This window comes from Acinetobacter sp. SW-226, from assembly GCF_055632855.1.
Window position 1 is genome coordinate 3,036,755 of record NZ_CM145752.1, and the last position, 19,514, is coordinate 3,056,268.

General features: G+C 41.7%; 10 protein-coding genes, 2 tRNA genes, 2 rRNA genes and 1 pseudogene. 9 read left to right on the plus strand and 6 right to left on the minus strand.

From position 1 onward, the window contains the following. Nucleotides 1-52 precede the first annotated feature (52 nt). The 4 genes from ACZ8ZH_RS14460 to ACZ8ZH_RS14475 form a co-directional block, all read right to left on the minus strand. Nucleotides 53-2,946, minus strand: a 23S ribosomal RNA gene (locus ACZ8ZH_RS14460). Between the two features lie 428 nt (nucleotides 2,947-3,374). After that, a tRNA-Ala gene (locus ACZ8ZH_RS14465) sits at nucleotides 3,375-3,450 on the minus strand. A gap of 68 nt (nucleotides 3,451-3,518) precedes the next feature. Continuing rightward, nucleotides 3,519-3,595 (minus strand) — tRNA-Ile (locus ACZ8ZH_RS14470). 61 nt (nucleotides 3,596-3,656) lie between these two features. Beyond that, nucleotides 3,657-5,193 (minus strand): 16S ribosomal RNA (locus ACZ8ZH_RS14475). Together the 16S and 23S rRNA genes with 2 tRNA genes alongside form the textbook arrangement of a ribosomal RNA operon. Nucleotides 5,194-5,744: 551 nt before the next feature. Between ACZ8ZH_RS14475 and ACZ8ZH_RS14480 the strand changes: the two genes are divergently transcribed. The 7 genes from ACZ8ZH_RS14480 to ACZ8ZH_RS14510 all read left to right on the plus strand — a co-directional run bounded on the left by ACZ8ZH_RS14480 (nucleotide 5,745) and on the right by ACZ8ZH_RS14510 (nucleotide 13,336). After that, on the plus strand, nucleotides 5,745-6,644 hold the full coding sequence (locus tag ACZ8ZH_RS14480; protein ID WP_086209817.1) for an MlaA family lipoprotein: 900 nt from the start codon (nucleotides 5,745-5,747) through the stop codon (nucleotides 6,642-6,644). 98 nt (nucleotides 6,645-6,742) lie between these two features. Then, nucleotides 6,743-7,711 carry an RsbU family protein phosphatase GigA gene (gene gigA / locus ACZ8ZH_RS14485; protein WP_086209818.1) on the plus strand — a complete coding sequence of 323 codons (969 nt, stop codon included), beginning with the start codon at nucleotides 6,743-6,745 and terminating at the stop codon, nucleotides 7,709-7,711. 112 nt (nucleotides 7,712-7,823) lie between these two features. After that, complete coding sequence (gene gigB / locus ACZ8ZH_RS14490) at nucleotides 7,824-8,345, plus strand: anti-anti-sigma factor GigB (protein ID WP_086209819.1); 522 nt, start codon at nucleotides 7,824-7,826, stop codon at nucleotides 8,343-8,345. A 23-nt stretch (nucleotides 8,346-8,368) separates the two neighbouring features. After that, a complete protein-coding gene (locus tag ACZ8ZH_RS14495) occupies nucleotides 8,369-9,193 on the plus strand; it encodes a carbon-nitrogen hydrolase family protein (protein WP_086209820.1) in 825 nt (274 codons plus the stop codon). Nucleotides 9,194-9,540: 347 nt separating this feature from the next. Next, nucleotides 9,541-9,966 carry an organic hydroperoxide resistance protein gene (locus ACZ8ZH_RS14500; RefSeq protein ID WP_086209821.1) on the plus strand — a complete coding sequence of 142 codons (426 nt, stop codon included), beginning with the start codon at nucleotides 9,541-9,543 and terminating at the stop codon, nucleotides 9,964-9,966. A gap of 179 nt (nucleotides 9,967-10,145) precedes the next feature. Then, nucleotides 10,146-12,632, plus strand: a complete 2,487-nt coding sequence (locus tag ACZ8ZH_RS14505) for a sacsin N-terminal ATP-binding-like domain-containing protein (protein ID WP_470247763.1) — start codon at nucleotides 10,146-10,148, stop codon at nucleotides 12,630-12,632. Further along, nucleotides 12,632-13,336, plus strand: coding sequence for a protein NO VEIN domain-containing protein (locus ACZ8ZH_RS14510; RefSeq protein WP_151706724.1), 705 nt, complete (start codon nucleotides 12,632-12,634; stop codon nucleotides 13,334-13,336). Before ACZ8ZH_RS14505 ends, ACZ8ZH_RS14510 begins: the two co-directional genes overlap by 1 nt. A gap of 64 nt (nucleotides 13,337-13,400) precedes the next feature. Here ACZ8ZH_RS14510 and gspE read toward each other — a convergent pair. Beyond that, a pseudogene (gspE, locus tag ACZ8ZH_RS14515) lies at nucleotides 13,401-14,889 on the minus strand (type II secretion system ATPase GspE). A gap of 114 nt (nucleotides 14,890-15,003) precedes the next feature. Here gspE and ACZ8ZH_RS14520 point away from each other — a divergent pair. Together ACZ8ZH_RS14520 and ACZ8ZH_RS14525 are read left to right on the plus strand one after the other, a co-directional pair. Continuing rightward, nucleotides 15,004-15,816 carry a hypothetical protein gene (locus tag ACZ8ZH_RS14520; protein WP_086209824.1) on the plus strand — a complete coding sequence of 271 codons (813 nt, stop codon included), beginning with the start codon at nucleotides 15,004-15,006 and terminating at the stop codon, nucleotides 15,814-15,816. A 9-nt stretch (nucleotides 15,817-15,825) separates the two neighbouring features. Then, a complete protein-coding gene (locus ACZ8ZH_RS14525) occupies nucleotides 15,826-16,749 on the plus strand; it encodes a mechanosensitive ion channel family protein (RefSeq protein ID WP_086209825.1) in 924 nt (307 codons plus the stop codon). A gap of 49 nt (nucleotides 16,750-16,798) precedes the next feature. On the opposite strand, the gene ACZ8ZH_RS14530 is transcribed toward ACZ8ZH_RS14525, so the two are convergent. Next, complete coding sequence (locus ACZ8ZH_RS14530; RefSeq protein WP_470247764.1) at nucleotides 16,799-19,504, minus strand: DUF2339 domain-containing protein; 2,706 nt, start codon at nucleotides 19,502-19,504, stop codon at nucleotides 16,799-16,801. Between the last annotated feature and the right edge of the window lie 10 nt (nucleotides 19,505-19,514).

A 19,514-nucleotide genomic window follows, 5' to 3' on the forward strand; every position in this document is an offset into this window, starting at 1 on the left:
ATCAAGGTATTTGCAGTGATTTGAACCACAACACCAACTGTTTGGGTGTTGTATAGTCAAGCCTCACGAGCAATTAGTATTGGTCAGCTTCACATATCACTATGCTTCCACATCCAACCTATCAACGTCGTAGTCTTCAACGGCTCTTTAGAGGACATAAAGTCCTAGGGAAATCTTATCTTGAGGTAGGCTTCCCGCTTAGATGCTTTCAGCGGTTATCCCTTCCGAACATAGCTACCCGGCGATGCGACTGGCGTCACAACCGGTACACCAGAGGTTCGTCCACTCTGGTCCTCTCGTACTAGGAGCAGATCCTCTCAAATTTCCAACGCCCACGGTAGATAGGGACCGAACTGTCTCACGACGTTCTAAACCCAGCTCGCGTACCTCTTTAAATGGCGAACAGCCATACCCTTGGGACCTGCTTCAGCCCCAGGATGAGATGAGCCGACATCGAGGTGCCAAACACCGCCGTCGATATGAACTCTTGGGCGGTATCAGCCTGTTATCCCCAGAGTACCTTTTATCCGTTGAGCGATGGCCCTTCCATACAGAACCACCGGATCACTAAGACCTACTTTCGTACCTGCTCGACTTGTGGGTCTCGCAGTTAAGCGCGCTTTTGCCTTTATACTCTACGCGTGATTTCCGACCACGCTGAGCGCACCTTCGTACTCCTCCGTTACTCTTTAGGAGGAGACCGCCCCAGTCAAACTACCCACCAGACATGGTCCTCGTCCCGGATTACGGGACAGAGTTAGAACCTCAATATTACCAGGGTGGTATTTCAAGATTGGCTCCACCGAAACTAGCGTCTCGGTTTCAAAGCCTCCCACCTATCCTACACAAGTAAGATCAAAGTTCAATGTCAAGCTGCAGTAAAGGTTCACGGGGTCTTTCCGTCTAGCCGCGGGTACACCGCATCTTCACGGCGAATTCGATTTCACTGAGCCTCTGCTGGAGACAGCGCCCCCATCATTATGCCATTCGTGCAGGTCGGAACTTACCCGACAAGGAATTTCGCTACCTTAGGACCGTTATAGTTACGGCCGCCGTTTACTGGGGCTTCGATCAAGAGCTTCGCTTACGCTAACCCCATCAATTAACCTTCCAGCACCGGGCAGGCATCACACCCTATACGTCCACTTTCGTGTTTGCAGAGTGCTATGTTTTTAATAAACAGTTGCAGGGGCCTGGTTTCTGTGGCTGCCAATAGCTCAAGGAGTAAATCCTATCACCGTCGGCAGCGTACCTTCTCCCGAAGTTACGGTACCATTTTGCCTAGTTCCTTCAGCAGAGTTCTCTCAAGCGCTTTGGTCTACTCGACCTGACCACCTGTGTCGGTTTCGGGTACGATTCCTATGTAACTGAAGCTTAGAGACTTTTCCTGGAAGCATGGTATCAGCCACTTCACTGTACAAGTACAGCTTGCTATCAGTTCTCAGCATAGAGTACCCCGGATTTGCCTAAGATACATGCCTACAACCTTCCACCTGGACAACCAACGCCAGGCTGACTTAACCTTCTCCGTCCTCTCATCGCATTACATAGAAGTATTGGAATATTAACCAATTTCCCATCGACTACGCCTCTCGGCCTCGCCTTAGGGGTCGACTCACCCAGCCCCGATTAACGTTGGACTGGAACCCTTGGTCTTTCAGCGAACGGGTTTTTCACCCGTTTTGTCGTTACTCACGTCAGCATTCGCACTTCTGATACCTCCAGCATACTTCTCAATACACCTTCATCGGCTTACAGAACGCTCCCCTACCACTTGCAATAAATTGCAAATCCGCAGCTTCGGCATATAGTTTTAGCCCCGTTACATCTTCCGCGCAGGCCGACTCGACTAGTGAGCTATTACGCTTTCTTTAAAGGGTGGCTGCTTCTAAGCCAACCTCCTAGCTGTCTATGCCTTCCCACATCGTTTCCCACTTAACTATAATTTTGGGGCCTTAGCTGGCGGTCTGGATTGTTTTCCTCTTGACTACGGACGTTAGCACCCGCAGTCTGTCTCCCGGATAGTACTCATTGGTATTCGGAGTTTGCATCGGTTTGGTAAGTCGGGATGACCCCCTAGCCGAAACAGTGCTCTACCCCCAATGGTATTCGTCCGAGGCGCTACCTAAATAGCTTTCGGGGAGAACCAGCTATCACCGAGTTTGATTAGCCTTTCACCCCTATCCACAAGTCATCCCCTGGCTTTTCAACGACAGTGGGTTCGGTCCTCCAGTTAGTGTTACCCAACCTTCAACCTGCTCATGGATAGATCACCCGGTTTCGGGTCTACACCCAGCAACTAAACGCCCTATTAAGACTCGATTTCTCTACGGCTCCCCTATGCGGTTAACCTCGCTACTGAATGTAAGTCGCTGACCCATTATACAAAAGGTACGCAGTCACCGAACATGTCGGCTCCCACTGCTTGTATGCATGCGGTTTCAGGATCTATTTCACTCCCCTCACAGGGGTTCTTTTCGCCTTTCCCTCACGGTACTGGTTCACTATCGGTCAGTCAGGAGTATTTAGCCTTGGAGGATGGTCCCCCCATATTCAGACAAGGTTTCACGTGCCCCGCCCTACTCGACATCATCATATAAGCCCTTTCGTGTACAGGACTATCACCCACTATGGTTGCACTTCCCAGAGCATTCCACTAAAACTTATATGACTTAATGGGCTTTTCCCCGTTCGCTCGCCGCTACTGAGGGAATCTCAATTGATTTCTTTTCCTAAGGGTACTGAGATGTTTCACTTCCCCTCGTTCGCCTCGTATGACTATGTATTCATCATACGATACCTGCCTTATGACAGGTGGGTTTCCCCATTCAGAAATCTCCGGATCACAGGATATTTGCCGCCTCCCCGGAGCTTATCGCAGGCTATTACGTCTTTCTTCGCCTCTGACTGCCAAGGCATCCACCACATGCACTTAATTACTTGACTATACAACCCCAAACAGTCGCTAATCCCTACAAGTAGGATATTGCGTCGCGAACTTAATCGCTACAGTTGGAGCCTTGTAGATTTAACTACGTACAGCTTCAATTCAATTCACATACCAAAACGCTTGATTCAGTTAATTTCGCTAGTAACTCATTTCTTCAATCTTCACCATCCAGTAATAAATCACTGTTAATGTCGATCTTAAAAACGAGTATGAACAAATTATTTCAACTCAAATATATTCTGTTAATGATTTTTCCAGCCTTCGTCAGGTCAGGAAACTGCGATAAATCACAGAAGTTAATAAGCTATTTGCTTACTAAGTTCTGTAATCTTTAGCTCTAAGCTTCGTTCTATGTGTGCCTGCGCACAGCATAGCTGTTTGCTTAAATTCTCGGACAAAGCGTTGCTTTGTTTACCCTCAAATTTGGTGGAGACTAGGAGAGTCGAACTCCTGACCTCCTGCGTGCAAAGCAGGCGCTCTACCAACTAAGCTAAGTCCCCAGCTTATCAATAAGTCAATGTCTCTGTTTTTCTGTATTCAGCATTTAACAATGCTTGTTAGTCAGATTTGGTGGGTCTGACAAGACTTGAACTTGTGACCCCACGCTTATCAAGCGTGTGCTCTAACCAACTGAGCTACAGACCCTCAGATACATCGTCATGAAGAACAACTTGTTGTGGATTCTTACCAATCGTCAATCTTTCGTTAAGGAGGTGATCCAGCCGCAGGTTCCCCTACGGCTACCTTGTTACGACTTCACCCCAGTCATCGGCCACACCGTGGTAAGCGTCCTCCTTGCGGTTAGACTACCTACTTCTGGTGCAACAAACTCCCATGGTGTGACGGGCGGTGTGTACAAGGCCCGGGAACGTATTCACCGCGGCATTCTGATCCGCGATTACTAGCGATTCCGACTTCATGGAGTCGAGTTGCAGACTCCAATCCGGACTACGATCGGCTTTTTGAGATTAGCATCCTATCGCTAGGTAGCAACCCTTTGTACCGACCATTGTAGCACGTGTGTAGCCCTGGTCGTAAGGGCCATGATGACTTGACGTCGTCCCCGCCTTCCTCCAGTTTGTCACTGGCAGTATCCTTAAAGTTCCCACCCGAAGTGCTGGCAAATAAGGAAAAGGGTTGCGCTCGTTGCGGGACTTAACCCAACATCTCACGACACGAGCTGACGACAGCCATGCAGCACCTGTATGTAAGTTCCCGAAGGCACCAATCCATCTCTGGAAAGTTCTTACTATGTCAAGACCAGGTAAGGTTCTTCGCGTTGCATCGAATTAAACCACATGCTCCACCGCTTGTGCGGGCCCCCGTCAATTCATTTGAGTTTTAGTCTTGCGACCGTACTCCCCAGGCGGTCTACTTATCGCGTTAGCTGCGCCACTAAAGCCTCAAAGGCCCCAACGGCTAGTAGACATCGTTTACGGCATGGACTACCAGGGTATCTAATCCTGTTTGCTCCCCATGCTTTCGTACCTCAGCGTCAGTATTAGGCCAGATGGCTGCCTTCGCCATCGGTATTCCTCCAGATCTCTACGCATTTCACCGCTACACCTGGAATTCTACCATCCTCTCCCATACTCTAGCTTCCCAGTATCGAATGCAATTCCCAAGTTAAGCTCGGGGATTTCACATCCGACTTAAAAAGCCGCCTACGCACGCTTTACGCCCAGTAAATCCGATTAACGCTCGCACCCTCTGTATTACCGCGGCTGCTGGCACAGAGTTAGCCGGTGCTTATTCTGCGAGTAACGTCCACTATCCAAGAGTATTAATCTCGGTAGCCTCCTCCTCGCTTAAAGTGCTTTACAACCAAAAGGCCTTCTTCACACACGCGGCATGGCTGGATCAGGGTTCCCCCCATTGTCCAATATTCCCCACTGCTGCCTCCCGTAGGAGTCTGGGCCGTGTCTCAGTCCCAGTGTGGCGGATCATCCTCTCAGACCCGCTACAGATCGTCGCCTTGGTAGGCCTTTACCCCACCAACTAGCTAATCCGACTTAGGCTCATCTATTAGCGCAAGGTCCGAAGATCCCCTGCTTTCCCCCTTAGGGCGTATGCGGTATTAGCATCCCTTTCGAAATGTTGTCCCCCACTAATAGGCAGATTCCTAAGCATTACTCACCCGTCCGCCGCTAGGTTAGGTAGCAAGCTACCTCCCCCCGCTCGACTTGCATGTGTTAAGCCTGCCGCCAGCGTTCAATCTGAGCCATGATCAAACTCTTCAGTTAAAATCATTTAGTGACTTAAGGTCACAATTCTGGCTCATCAATTTTCTGACTAAAAATTCGCTCAAATAAACTTCGAGTAATTTCTACCATCAATCAATGAAATATTTTCGATCGATCAATCAGTAAAAATCCACACAAGTTGTTCTTCATAATCTCTTAATGATCTTCTCAATGGTTCGTCACCATCAAGCTAGGTCGGCTATATTACTCTCAATCTCTTAAAAGTCAACTGGTAATTTAAATTATTTTAAACTCTCTTTCTAAAACCCAACTCAATCACTTTCAACTAAGTTACTGTTTTATCAGAAGTTTTAATCTTCATCACCGCCGATGGATGTGCATTCTACAGCATTTCTATCCCCTTGCAACCCCCTTCTCTCAATTATTTATAAAAAAACTCCCACTTGTTTATTTATTCGACAAAAATACATCTTTTTACTAACATTTCTTAAAATTTGATTTAACAATGAGCAATTAAGAGCTGTTAATATAGTTAAAAGATTATATTTTTAATTCAATCTGCTGATTATAAAGTTCCGGAACTCTTTTATATGCAACACATTCGCCATTTATGTGCAGGTCTTCTGTTTATAGGCTTCACGACTTTTGCATTTGCTGAAGATGTAACTACAGCTTCAAGCGAAATAGATACCAGTGCTGATCCACAAGCAGCTTCATCTTCTTCGCTTAAAGAATTGAAGAACATTAAAGCGAAAGATTTAAAAGTAGATGCCAATGCAGCACAACCCGATAGTGTAAAAGATCCACTTCAACCCTTAAATCGGCAAATTTTTGCTGTTAATGATGCATTAGACCGTGCAATCGTTCGCCCTATTGCTGTTGAATATAAAGAAAAGATTCCCTCAACTGTTCGTGATTCGTATAGTGGCTTTCGTAAAAATCTTGGTGAGCCTTGGAATGCAGTCAACCAATTAATTCAGGGAAGACCTGGTCGTGCGGCAAAAACATTAGGTCGATTCACTATTAATACAGTGACTACTTTAGGCTTTGCAGATCCTGCTTCGCGCTTAGGTTTAGAAACGGAAGATGAAAACTTTGGTACAACACTTGGCTATTGGGGCGTGCCTTCTGGCCCATACCTCGTACTCCCAGTTTTTGGACCTAGTACTTTCCGTGATGGTTTTGGTTTGGTCGTTGATGGTTATGCACGTCCGCAACGGTACATTCTAGAAGATGAAGAAGGCCTATATTGGTCCGAACAAGTTTTACGTGGTATTGATGTTCGCTCACAACTCATTGATATTGAAGGTGCGATTCAAGGCGACAAATACTCTTCAATTCGTGATATTTATTTACAACGTAAAAACTTCATTATTGCTGAGAAAAAGGGGGTAGAAGCTGAAGGTATGTTTATTGATGATGTTGGTGACGATGACTCTACCGACTCCCCTTCTTCTAATCAATCACATCAAATGTTAGATACGGAATAACAATGGGTTACAGCTAGAGCTGAATTTTCTTTCTCTAGCTGTAATTTGCTTGTTATAGTAAAGCTATAGCTTAATGCTAAGGATAAGCCAATTTTTTTATGTATTTCATTCAACCCTCTCGCCATATTCCATATTTAGAACAGGTGCTAGACACACTGCCCAGTGTGCAAATGATTCGCATAGAAGATATTGATCTTTATGACCCAACGATTATTGCGATTGCTGATATCCAAGATTATTTAGAGCACAAATGGGTACTCCCAACGATCGTGCTTGCCTTTGAAAATGAAGGAAGTGCTTTAGCTCAAGCTTGGGAGCTCGGTGCATTAGCTGGTTGGATGTGGAATAAACTGCCCAGTAACCCACAGCAATCCTTACTTAAGATTGATGCACAATATAAACGTAACCAAGATAGTCGAGATCTACCTTCTGCAGCCGAATTGCAAAAACGACTTTTGCCTAATCCCATAGAATTACAAAACTATACCGTTGAAACCTTTTTTCAGCCTTCTGCTTATTTGTCTGGCGATTGGTTTGATTACTGGAAAATTAGTGACAAAGAACTGATGTTCTATTTGGCTGATGTTTCTGGACATGGTGTCACCAGTAGTTTATTAACCTCTTGGATGGCGGCTTTTCATGGTCGTGCCAAAACACCACGTGGGCTCATTAAGAAACTTAATGGCATGTTGGTGCAAGAAAATATTGAAAAGCACATTACCATGATTGCAGGAATTTTAAACCTCGAAACCCACCAACTACGATGGTCGAGTGCAGGACATTATCCCCCTGCCATTGTGTTTGAACCAAACCAAGCACCTAAAATATTGAACACCAGCAGTTTTCCTCTTGGCCTTACCGAAGAGCTAGAGGTTGAAGAGCATGAATGTGTGCTCAACCGTCATGCCCGCTTCATTATTTGTTCCGATGGAGCTCTTGAACCGTTCAGTGGTGGACTAAATGATCAATTCACACAATTGGTCTATCATTTGCAAAATCAATCCTTTGAAGCACCAGAGCATGTTGCAGACGATATTGCTATCTTAAGTTTACGTCGAATGAATTAATCAAATTATCAATAACTTATTACAATATCCTAGTTTCTAAGACTGTTAGATACTTGAGTAAGTATTTGCCCTATGGGATAATTTCCTATCCTTCTCTGCAAATGGCATTTATATGTCAACAGGTCATGTTGAATATGCAAGCTTGAATGGAACGCATATTTTTAAGCTTATTGGCGAAGTGCGTGCCCAATCTTGTATCAGTCTAGACAAACTTTTAAACCGTATTGAACAACAGTCAAATGTTGTTGGTGCAATCGTAGATTTAACTCAAACTACATTCATTGACAGCACTGTGTTAGGCATTTTGGCGAAGTTAGGCTTAAAGCTTAAACAGATCCATAATATCCAAGCTGTCATGTTGTCCACCAACTCAGATATCACGACCTTGGCCAATAGTATGGGGCTAGGGCAAGTTTTTGTGATTTTAAATTACTGCGGTGATCCAAACGTTTGCACCCTTGAACTTACAGAAGAACATATCACGCATCGTAATATGTTAACTACTGTGTTGGATGCACATAAAACGTTAATGGAACTCAACCAAAGTAATCAAAACATGTTTGAACCTTTAGTTAAACAATTGCAAAAAGAACAAGACAGCCTCGACCAAGTGTCGCAGCAACAAAACGCATAACAACAAATTCTACAGGCCCATTTATGACTTTACTTTCTGCTGTACAGATGAATTCTCAAAATGACATTGACGCAAATTTCATTGTCATTGAGTCTCTGATTCAACAAAGTAAAGCAAATGGTGCTGAACTCATTGTGTTTCCAGAAAACTTCGTGTGTTTTGCAGCAGGCAAACAGCGTGAGACTGCGGCACAGTTCGAAGATATTCAAAAACGTTTAGAAAAATTGGCGCATCAATACCAAACGTGGATTGTTGCCGGAACGTTGCCATGCCCCTTTCGTCCAGATGGTTCAGTGATTAAGGATGGTCGTGTACGTACAGTGAGTCTTTGTATTAGTCCTGAGCGTACCGAAGCACGTTATGACAAAATTCATTTGTTTGATGTGCAAGTTGGCGATGCTGTAGGTGGTTACCAAGAATCTAAATTTTTTGAACCTGGTACAGATGTCGTTGTAGCGAAAACACCTTTTGGTGATATCGGCTTAATGGTGTGCTATGACTTACGCTTTCCTGAACTGGCTTTAACTTTACGCGCGAAAGGTGCAAATATCTTGACGGCGCCTGCTGCATTTACTTACACCACAGGTCAAATGCATTGGCAATTATTATTACAAGCACGTGCGATGGATAGCCAATGCACTGTATTAGGCGCTGCGCAACAAGGTTGGCATGGTGAAAAAAGACAAACTTGGGGGCATACGGCAGCAACCAATAGCCGTGGTCAAGTTTTGGATTTGATTCATACTCAAGGTGCTCAGCTAATTACCGTCCCTTTTGACTTGGCAGAACAAGCTCATATCCGTGAAAGTATGCCATTGATGCAACACCGAAAATTAATGCAGTTTTAAATCAAGTCACAATCTTTAAAAACTACTGACTTCTTCGCACCAAATTATCTTGATGAACATCTACTGTTCTTCTACGGAAGAAATCTCCAATACTAAAAATACATAACTCTATTTACCTTTAAATGGTGAATAATGTCACTGATTACATTCCGTTTGCGTTCACATGAATAAGCCACAGCTAGGAAAGCTTTGAGAACTAGCAATCGAACCTATATGATTGATTTTTAATAGACTAAAGTCTCAATTTAATCATAACGATTTTCTGTGTAAATTTACAAAAACACTGCTTATTCTTTCTATGATTTAAGACAGGATAAGGACTCAAATACAATATTTAGGGAATCAAAATGTCTTTAGAAAAAGTCGTTTATACAGCACACGCAAAAGCAACAGGTGGTCGTGATGGTAGCGCAACGTCATCAGACGGCATTTTAAATGTTAAATTAGCAGTGCCTAAAGAAATGGGCGGTGCAGGTGGTGGCACCAACCCTGAACAGCTTTTTGCCGCAGGTTATTCTGCATGTTTTCTGGGTGCGATGAAGTTTGTCGCAAACCGTGACCATTTAAAAATTACACCTGACGTATATATCGAAGGTGATGTTGGGATTGGTCCGATTCCAACAGGCTTTGGTATTCAAGTGACTTTAAATATTCATTTAGAAGGTTTAGAGCAAGCCGAAGCGCAAAAATTGGTGGATGCAGCACATATCGTTTGTCCTTATTCAAATGCAACGCGTGGCAATATTGATGTGACATTGAATGTAATTGTTTGATTTTTCTCATAAGAATCTACCTAAAAATACAATTTTATTTTTAGGTAGAAATAATTTTATTTTGATAGAACAGCACATCACTATTGAAAAATATAGCTTATATTCATGAAAGTTTATATATTCACAAACAATACAGTAAAGAATACAAAATCTAAACTTCAAAATAACGTGAAACAAAAATGAGTGAAATGCAAAATATAAACCGTAATGAAATATTAGAAAATGCAAAGACAGAATCAGAATTATCAGATTTGAAACAACACGCAGACAAGATGATAAGAGGTTTTGAGAGTTTTAATAATTTTTCGTCAAATCGTGCTGTATGGGAGCTGGTTCAAAATGCTTGCGACCTTACAACGGAATGTGAAGTCGTTTTAGATTACAAGGACGGGTTTTCATTTACTCATAACGGAAAACCATTTACGACAAAATCGTTCATTTCTCTAATAAAGCAAGTAAGCGGAAAATACGGAGAGGAAACAAACATTCCAGAAGTTGGAAAATACGGAACAGGTTTTTTGACGACACATACATTCGGGCGTAAATTTCGTATCAATTCAACTCTTGAAGCAAACAACACATTTTTTGAAATTAAAGATTTTTTAATCGACCGTAGCCCGAAAGAGTGGAAAACGTTAAGTGAAAACATTAGAACGCAAAAAGAAAATGTTTATGAGCTTATACAAAAAGGTGCAATTCTTGCCAACCCTGAAATAAAAACGACATTCACTTTTTTACCCGAAACCGACCAAGAACGAAATTACATTGCAGAATCAAGTAAAGACTTAGAAGACTACATTCCTATTGTTTTAACGATAAATGACCGACTCAAAAAAGTAAAAATCGTTTTAAATGATTCTGAAACTTCGTTTGAACGAATTAAAAAAATAAAAGTAGAAAATGACAAAGGAATAGAATTATACAAAACAACTATTTCAAAAAATGGAACAAACAAAATAATTTATTCAATCATTGAAACTGACGACCAAATTGAAGTAATTCTTCCAATCAACGAAAATCTCGAATTGTTTCAGTTTTCAGAAAGAATTGCCCGATTATTTTTATATTATCCTCTAATTGGTTCAGAGGATTTTGGTTTAAACTTCGTTATCAACTGTAATAAGTTTTTGCCAACAGAACCAAGAGATGGAATACATTTAAAAAGCAACAAAGACCAAGTAAAGGAGCAAGAGGAAGCAAACCGAAAAATAATAGAAAAAGCATCACAACTAATTTTTGAATTTTTAAAAAGTAACCTATTAAACGTTTCAAATCCGCTTTTATATGCTCAAATAAATTTCCAAAGAAATACAAACAATAGCTTATTAAACGAGTATTTTGAATCACTGCAAAAAGTTTGGATAGAAGAATATAAGTTTTTGCCTATTGTTGAAACCTCTGACGGTTTTAAACCCGTTAACCAAGTTTATTTTTTTGACGAGGAACTATTAAACAACACAGAGTTTTTTTATGACATTTACACTTTGGTTTCGACATTTTATAACAACATTCCGATAAAAGAAAAAATTGTTTTATGGAGCAAATTTGCAAGTGAATGGACAAACGAAAAAACAAAAGGAAAAGCTGACTTTATTGGACATAAGGATTTAGTTGAGAAAATATCAAAAGAACATTTATCTAAGTTTGACAAATATTGCTTAATCAACTACTACAAATATCTAATCATAGAAGAAAAGATAAATTATTTTTCAGAACATACTTTATTACCAAACTTAGACGGGAAATTATGTTTTCTTTCGTTGCTACTTACGCCTAAAAATTTAAACGGAACACTTATTGAGATTGGGAAGTCTTTAATCCCAGATTCTATTGAACGAATAATTCATAAAGATTTTTGCTTTGAATTCCATTTTGACAAATTCAATAGAAAAGACTTTTCAAATAGCGTTAAAACAAAATTGGACGAAATGCAGGCTTCAACTGGTATCTATTTTCCTGAAACTATCAATGAACAAATTTACAATGTTCAATCATTTGACAAAACTCAAAAACTTAATGCTAATTTCTTTGAAAGTTTATTGAAGTATTGCAAGCTGAACAACAATGTAAATTCACAAAGCAAACCTTCATCATTAGTAAAAATCATCAGCAAGTATTATTCTTTTGGAGAAAATTTAATTCAATTATCTAACATTGAAAACCAAGAAGAAAATTTAGACATTCGTTCATCAAGGAAGATATTAGTTCAAATTTTCTTCAACTTAATTCAATATCACAACGAAAATTGGGTAAAAGAAAACATTAACTTGTTACTTGAAATTGCAAACTGCAATGAAGACAGCCTTAAAGAGGTTTATTTGGCTTCAAAAATTTATCCTAATCAAATAAACCAACTAAAAAGCATTAGTGAACTAAAAAGAGATCTTGAAATAATTCCTGAAATTAAAGGCCTTTACAATAAGGTGGCAAAGAACGAAATCAGAAAAGAATTGGTTTACATAGAATTTAATGAATTTGTTGCGGAGGATAGATTTGTAACAAGCAAATATCTAACCACAGAAATTGAAGACATTTTCTTTGGGACAGACATTAACAACATAAACGAACACCCTTTCAAAGTTGAAATACTAAACATCATAAAATCCTTGAGAGAAAAAAATATGCAGAACTTTTTCCAAGACTTGATGATAAAAAGGCAAATGTAATGTTGGAAGTTGTTACTAATGAAAATACCAAAGACGATATTTTTTCAATTGTGACTTTAGGAGAATCAGATCTAAAAAAACTCGGAAAACTTGTGCAAGAAAAAAATTTTTCAGCGATTTTAAACGCTGCAACCATCTTGCTTCAACAGCAAAGGGAAACTGAAGCCGATTTTCACCATAAATACGAAATTGGAACATACATTGAAAAGCTAATTAGAGAAAAATTATCTAAGGAATTGCAAAACAGAGTTTCATTTGGCGACAATGAAACAGAAACAACCAATATACAAGGCGGTCAAGACATCGTTATTTTCCTTGACAAAAATCCCGTTTATTTCATAGAGGTAAAATCAAGGTGGAACTCACAAAATTCCGTTTCTATGAGTAAACTACAATTACAAAGAGCAGTTGAAGAAAATAGGCGTTATGCTTTGTGTACGGTGGACATTACACGCTATCCAGGTAAAAACGATAGATATAAACTTTCAACAGATGAAATTTTACCACTTACAAAATTTGTAACGAACATCGGAGACACAATAAAACCGCTAATTGAAGACAACTTAGAGGCAGAAAAACACCAAGAAAAATCAATACACCTGATCGAATACAGAGGTATAATTCCTCAAGACATTATTCAAAGAGGTAACGATTTTAAAAGTTTCATCGAAATCCTTTTTACAATAATTACTGAAAAAACATGAAGTAAGTAAATGATCATAAATATTAACTTCTTGATCAAAATATCAACAAAATAAATAAAGTGGCTTATTCCGCCGCTTCATTGGTCACACGTAATACTTCTTCCAAAGTAGTCTTCCCTGCCAATACTTTGCGCAAACCATCATCGCGAATAGAGCCTGAATGTTGTCGTGCATAAGCTTCTAGCTCAAATTCAGCTGCGTTACCATGAACTAAACGTCGCATTTGGTCATCCACAGGGACAATTTCATAAATTGCGGTACGCCCTGTAAAACCTGTATGTGAACAACGTTCACAGCCATTTGGTTGAGGTAACTGAAATTCTGTTTTTGGATTCAAATGCTGAAATAATTTTTTCTCAAAATCATCTGCCTCATGCCAAGTTGCACACTGGCTACATAAGGTGCGTACTAAGCGCTGTGCGATAACACCAATCAAAGAACTCGATAACAAAAATGGCTCAATGCCCATATCTTTTAAACGAGTGACCGCCCCAATGGCTGTATTGGTATGCAGTGTAGATAATACTAAATGCCCTGTGAGCGATGCTTGTACCGCAATTTCAGCCGTTTCTAAGTCACGGATTTCCCCCACCATCACCACATCAGGGTCTTGGCGCAGCATGGCCTTTAAGGCTCTCGCAAAAGTCATATCGACTTTGGTGTTGACTTGCGTCTGTCCAATCCCTTCCAGTTGATATTCAATCGGGTCTTCGGCGGTCAAAATATTTTTAGAGCCGTCATTGAGGTCTGAAAGTGCTGCATAAAGTGTCGTGGTTTTACCCGAACCTGTCGGCCCTGTGACCAAAATAATACCGTGTGGTCGATGCACCAATTGAGTCAAACGCTCATAGTCAGGCTTCAATAAACCCAAATGGGTCATATTCAAACGACCCGCTTGTTTATCGAGTAAACGCATCACCACTCGTTCGCCATGTGATGATGGCAAAGTCGATACCCGCACATCGACTTCACGCCCAGCTAAACGCAGTGAAATACGTCCATCTTGTGGAATCCGTTTTTCCGCAATATCCAATTTAGCCATGACCTTAATACGTGATACCAACAGCGGTGCCAACTCACGGCGTGGTTGGACAATTTCACGTAATTGCCCATCGACACGTAAACGCACCGATAATTTCTTTTCAAAGGCTTCAATATGAATATCAGATGCGCCAACACGAATCGCTTCAGATAATAAGGCATTAATTAAACGAACAATTGGAGCATCATCTTCCTGATCCATCAGGTCTTCAGCTTCCAGGCACTTGGTCGGCTAAGCTGAGTAAATCAGGATGATCTTCTAAACCTGCGGCCACTTGCTGTGATTCACCACTGTCGCCTGCAAAGCTACTACTCAAAAGCTGATGAAACTCTTCATCACTACACAATTGATGTTGTGCTGCCACACCTAAAAAACGACGTGCCTCTTGCAAAGCCAACAAAGGGGTACTTTCACGGCGCACAATATAAGCTTGATCGCCTTCGTAGCGTAGTAGCACGCCATGTCGTTTAGCAAAACTATAGGGAATTTGTAATTGTTTAAGCACTTGCATCTTAAAATTATAATAATGATGAAAAATATTATTTTGAGTGTACTCTAAGCGTATGACAGCGTGAAGTCTGTTTTTCACTGATTTGCAATATAAGGAAATGTGCTGTTGCCTAATATGAATGAACTGTTTGAATCGGATAGCCCCAATTTAAAATGGTGGGGCGAATACAACTTTGAGCTGAATCAAGCCCGTGCATGGCAATTTGGCTCATTACTCTTTCGCCTCACTCGTGGTCTACAAGAGTGGCGTTTAGAGTTTCATCGTCCTCAAGTGCAGTATGACTATGAGCAAAAATGGCATGCGATAGAAGACCCACATTTCGCCTTTCCACACCCTGTCGAAATCAAACGCTACATGTTTAAAAACACCCACTCTACGATTCAACTGATGCCACGTTTAGCTGATCGTTCAGTGGTGATTAAGCCTGTCGATCCGATTTACATTCCTGCGGGGCAACGTGGGACACTTTATATCAGTACACCTTTGTCAATTTCAGGTTTTATTGAAGGTCAGCGCGACCCTTTATTTGATATTCCTGTGATTTTACCCAAAGAAACGTGGTTTGGCCCAAATCATCGTACTGGGGAAATTGCTTATGCGACAGCCGTCGATGGGAGGACTGAATTACATCAGTTAAAACCACGCGCTTTTCGTGCAGTGACGCCTATTGAGTTTCAAAACACCAGCCATTTACAACTACGTTTTGATCGAATGAACGTCCCCGTTCCTGCATTACCACTCTTCTATAGTGAAAGCACGGGACGACTTTGGACTTCACAAATTAAAGTCATGCATGAAGGAATTGATCGACCACCTCGTATCCGTATCGAAAACCGAACACCACCACATGCAGGTAAAGTCATTTATATGCATCCGCCACGCTCTTCGGCAAGTGCACTGTTTAATATGTTTGATTCATTCTTCTAGGGGGAACATATGCCAAATTCAAATATTCCCCAAGAGATTAGCAGTAGCCTAAAAGGCATTTTCACCAACATCAACACAGAGCGATTAACAGAAATCCTAATTGCCTTAGTATTGTGTTTTGTTGGTTTTGTCTTGGCACGTCTGGTTTCAAATACCTTTATCCGCACCATTGGGACTAAATTTAACGCCCACCAACGACTGGTTTGGCGGCGGGGTATCTTTTACTTCATTTTCTTGATCTTTGTGATGGCAAGTCTCAAAGAAGCAGGTTTTAAACTGAGCGTCTTTTTAGGCGCCGCGGGTATCTTAACAGTAGCTTTGGGTTTTGCTTCGCAAACCTCTGCATCCAACTTAATCAGTGGTTTATTTCTTATTGGTGAAGGTTCTTTTGAAATTGGCGATACCATTCAAATTACCCTCATTCGCGGACATACCATTGAGGGTGAAGTCATCTCAATTGACTTACTCTCAGTTAAACTATTGACTCAAGACAATATTTACGTTCGACTCCCCAATGAACAACTGATTCGGGCACCTGTCCACAACCTCTCTAAGTTTCCAATACGGCGTATTCCAATCACCTTAGCGATTAACTTTCATGAAGACATCATTAAAGTCCGTGAAGTACTGATTGATGTGGCCAACAAATACCCTTTGGTGCTTGCAGATCCCAAACCTGCTGTGACAGTCACCGCCTTTCGCGAATCGTCAATTGAGTTACTGTTTGCTGTGTGGTGCCAGCAAGATCACTATCTACAAGTCCGTGATGAAATGCAGGAACGGGTTCGTAACGGGTTCTTAGAGAACCAAATTGAAATTCCTGTACCAAAAATGGGTTTTGTTGATCACCCACTTTCACGTCCTTTGTCTCATGAAGATATTGATCAATATACCAATGCCCAAGCTCTAAAACGTGAGCCGAATATCAAATAAATCAATGCAGCTCCTTATGATTCATACCGACATAAGGAGCTGAACTTGTTTAATTAGTCTTTTCTTCAAGTTCAGGCATCGGCGCAATATACGCGATTACCAACATCACTAGGCCAGCGCCCAAAAACGAAATCACACGGGTGAGTGTGCCAATATGAGACAAGTCAAATAAGACCAGCTTGAGCGTCACCAAAACCAAAATACAGCCACCAAAAATCCATAGTGAGCGCAAATTACGCTTGGTTGCCGTCAACATACAAATGAATGCCAAACTGACCCAAAGCAAAGTAAAGCTCAATTGCACCAACGCATTTTCCCACATTTGCCAGTCATTATAAGGTGTTAGGAAGTAGACATGCAGCGCACGTAGCACCACATAACTACTCAGCCAAAGTAGACTCGACATCATCAAAATGGCACCTAGACTTTTTTCCAAACCTGCTTTCATCTGTAAATTCAGCATCCAAATAAACCCGATCAGCATCGCAATACTGATCAAGTCGAATGGGTTGAATATCGGCAACCAATATAGTTGAAAAGCTTGCTGGCTAAATATCTGAGAACAGACGATCCAAAACAGCATAAGCACTAAGGTATTACGCGCCTGCCAAAACTTTCGCCACAAGTTTGGAGTGGGCTGCGCATAACACCATACGGCAAAGGCGAGCGGTAAAATAACGATGCTCAGATATGGCATACTTGGAATGAAGGTTAAACTGGTCAGCGCCAAACTCAATAAAGCACCCAAACTCACCCATTCCAGCTCATCCTCCACACCCTGTAGCGGGCGTAACCACAGCAAGGTGAGTAATCCGCTCGTTAAAGCAAACAATAGACGGTCTAAGCCAGAATGCCACATAATGATGCCATCATGGCTCAGGTCAACCAAGAAAATAAAGGCAACCGCATACAACGGAATCAGGCCAACCCATTTGGGCAATAGCCATGACCAACTGGCTTTGCGGTAGAGTAGCCACTCATTCAACACGCTATATAAAAGTGTAATGATCAGTAGCGCTATTGTTACCTGACTTTTACTGTCGATTTCATCTAAAAGCAAAATAAACAACATGCTGGTTGCTGAAAGCAGTTGTAAGCAAAAAAAGGCAATCGTGGCAAAAGACAACTGTTGTCTAAAGCGCTCTACACTGTTGGCAATGGCAACCACAGCAAAATAACTCAGACACAACGCCCAATAAACTTCCGTTGGAAAACGATTGAGCTCCACCACATAGTAGAGGCTCGACAGTCCTGCTACCGCCAATAAGCCCATTGCCAAATATCGACTCAAGCTCAAGGTACGGTACAAAGCGTAGATAAAGATCAGCGCACCCTCGACACTCCAACCCACCACACCCCACTGATCAGGCAGTAAAATGGGAGGTATCAACGCCAAAAAGACCAAAGACAAACTGAGATAACTTTGTGCAATCAGCTCAACACTGTGAGCTCTTTTTATAAGTTGATAAAGCATGGCATAGAGCGCTGCGAAGCCTAGACTGAAGCCTGCCTGCCAAGTCGCTTCCTCAAAATACATCACATACAAAAAAGCAAAAGCAACAATGGGTGCCGCAAAAATTAGAGCCACATCCAAGATCGGGTTCAACTTGAACTGAGTTAAATCCTCACGTGCCAACAGTTGACTATAACGAAAACTCAGCCAAATAAAGACGGCACTATGTGCTAAAACCAACAAGGTAAGCATGTCTCGCTCAGGCGCTTTACCTTGATAAAAAGCATACGCTCCACCTACGACCACCGTCATTAAAAAAGCAATTTGGTTAAGGACTTTCCACGGTCTGAACGTGCTTAAAACCGCAACCGCAATATTGATGACCAAATAATAGGCCACTAGCTCTATCGCAGTGGCATTCCGTACAGGCAAGGTAAAAGGTGCTAAATAAGCAATGACCATCGCCATTAACGCTAGTTCAATCGACTGCTGTCTTAAACTAAGCCAAAGTGTCACTGCCATCACCACCACAAAGCACAGACTCGCTATCGCTAAACTTGCAATCACACCGTTGTAATAAGCAAAAAACAAAGTCAAAAATAAACCTGACAATCCAAGTGCTTCCAAAGCCAAAGCAAAACTGCGGTTTTTGTGTTGAAGCACATAACCCAAGACCACAACAGACACACTCACCACTGCAACAAGACCCAGCTTGACCGCAAGACTCAACTGCCAATGTTCGGTAGCAAAACGTAATAATAAAATAAGCCCAATCAACAGCACCACGATTGCAACTTTTAACACAGGATTACCCTGCCACAGCCAGTGTTTCACTTGCTCACTGAGACTCAAATCATCTGTGTTATTTAGAACGGTGGACTTCGTGGGCAAAGGGGGTGAATTTTCAAATTCTGGGAAACGGTCGGATATACCCTGATGTGGCTGTGCTTGCACAGATAACAATAGATATTCTAGGCGACGCAACCAGCGAAAGAAAAAGAACAACCAACCACTGATCCCCAACCCAATGAGTCCGCCCCATTGCCCCACCATCCCGATTAAAATGATGAAAGACGCAAGGTAAAGTGGCACTTTTGACGTTGGCTGAAAAGCAACGCCCTGTTGTTCCGCCAACGTCGTACTGGGTTTTTCAATATTATCAACATAGTGCATGACACTCATGACCCAAGCGATTCCACACAATGCACTTAACAGTGGCACAACTAAAAACCATGCTGCAATTGCAACAATGGTCAGCCCCATCAACCACATCATGCGAATTTCACGCTGTCCAGTTTGCATCCGTTCTCAA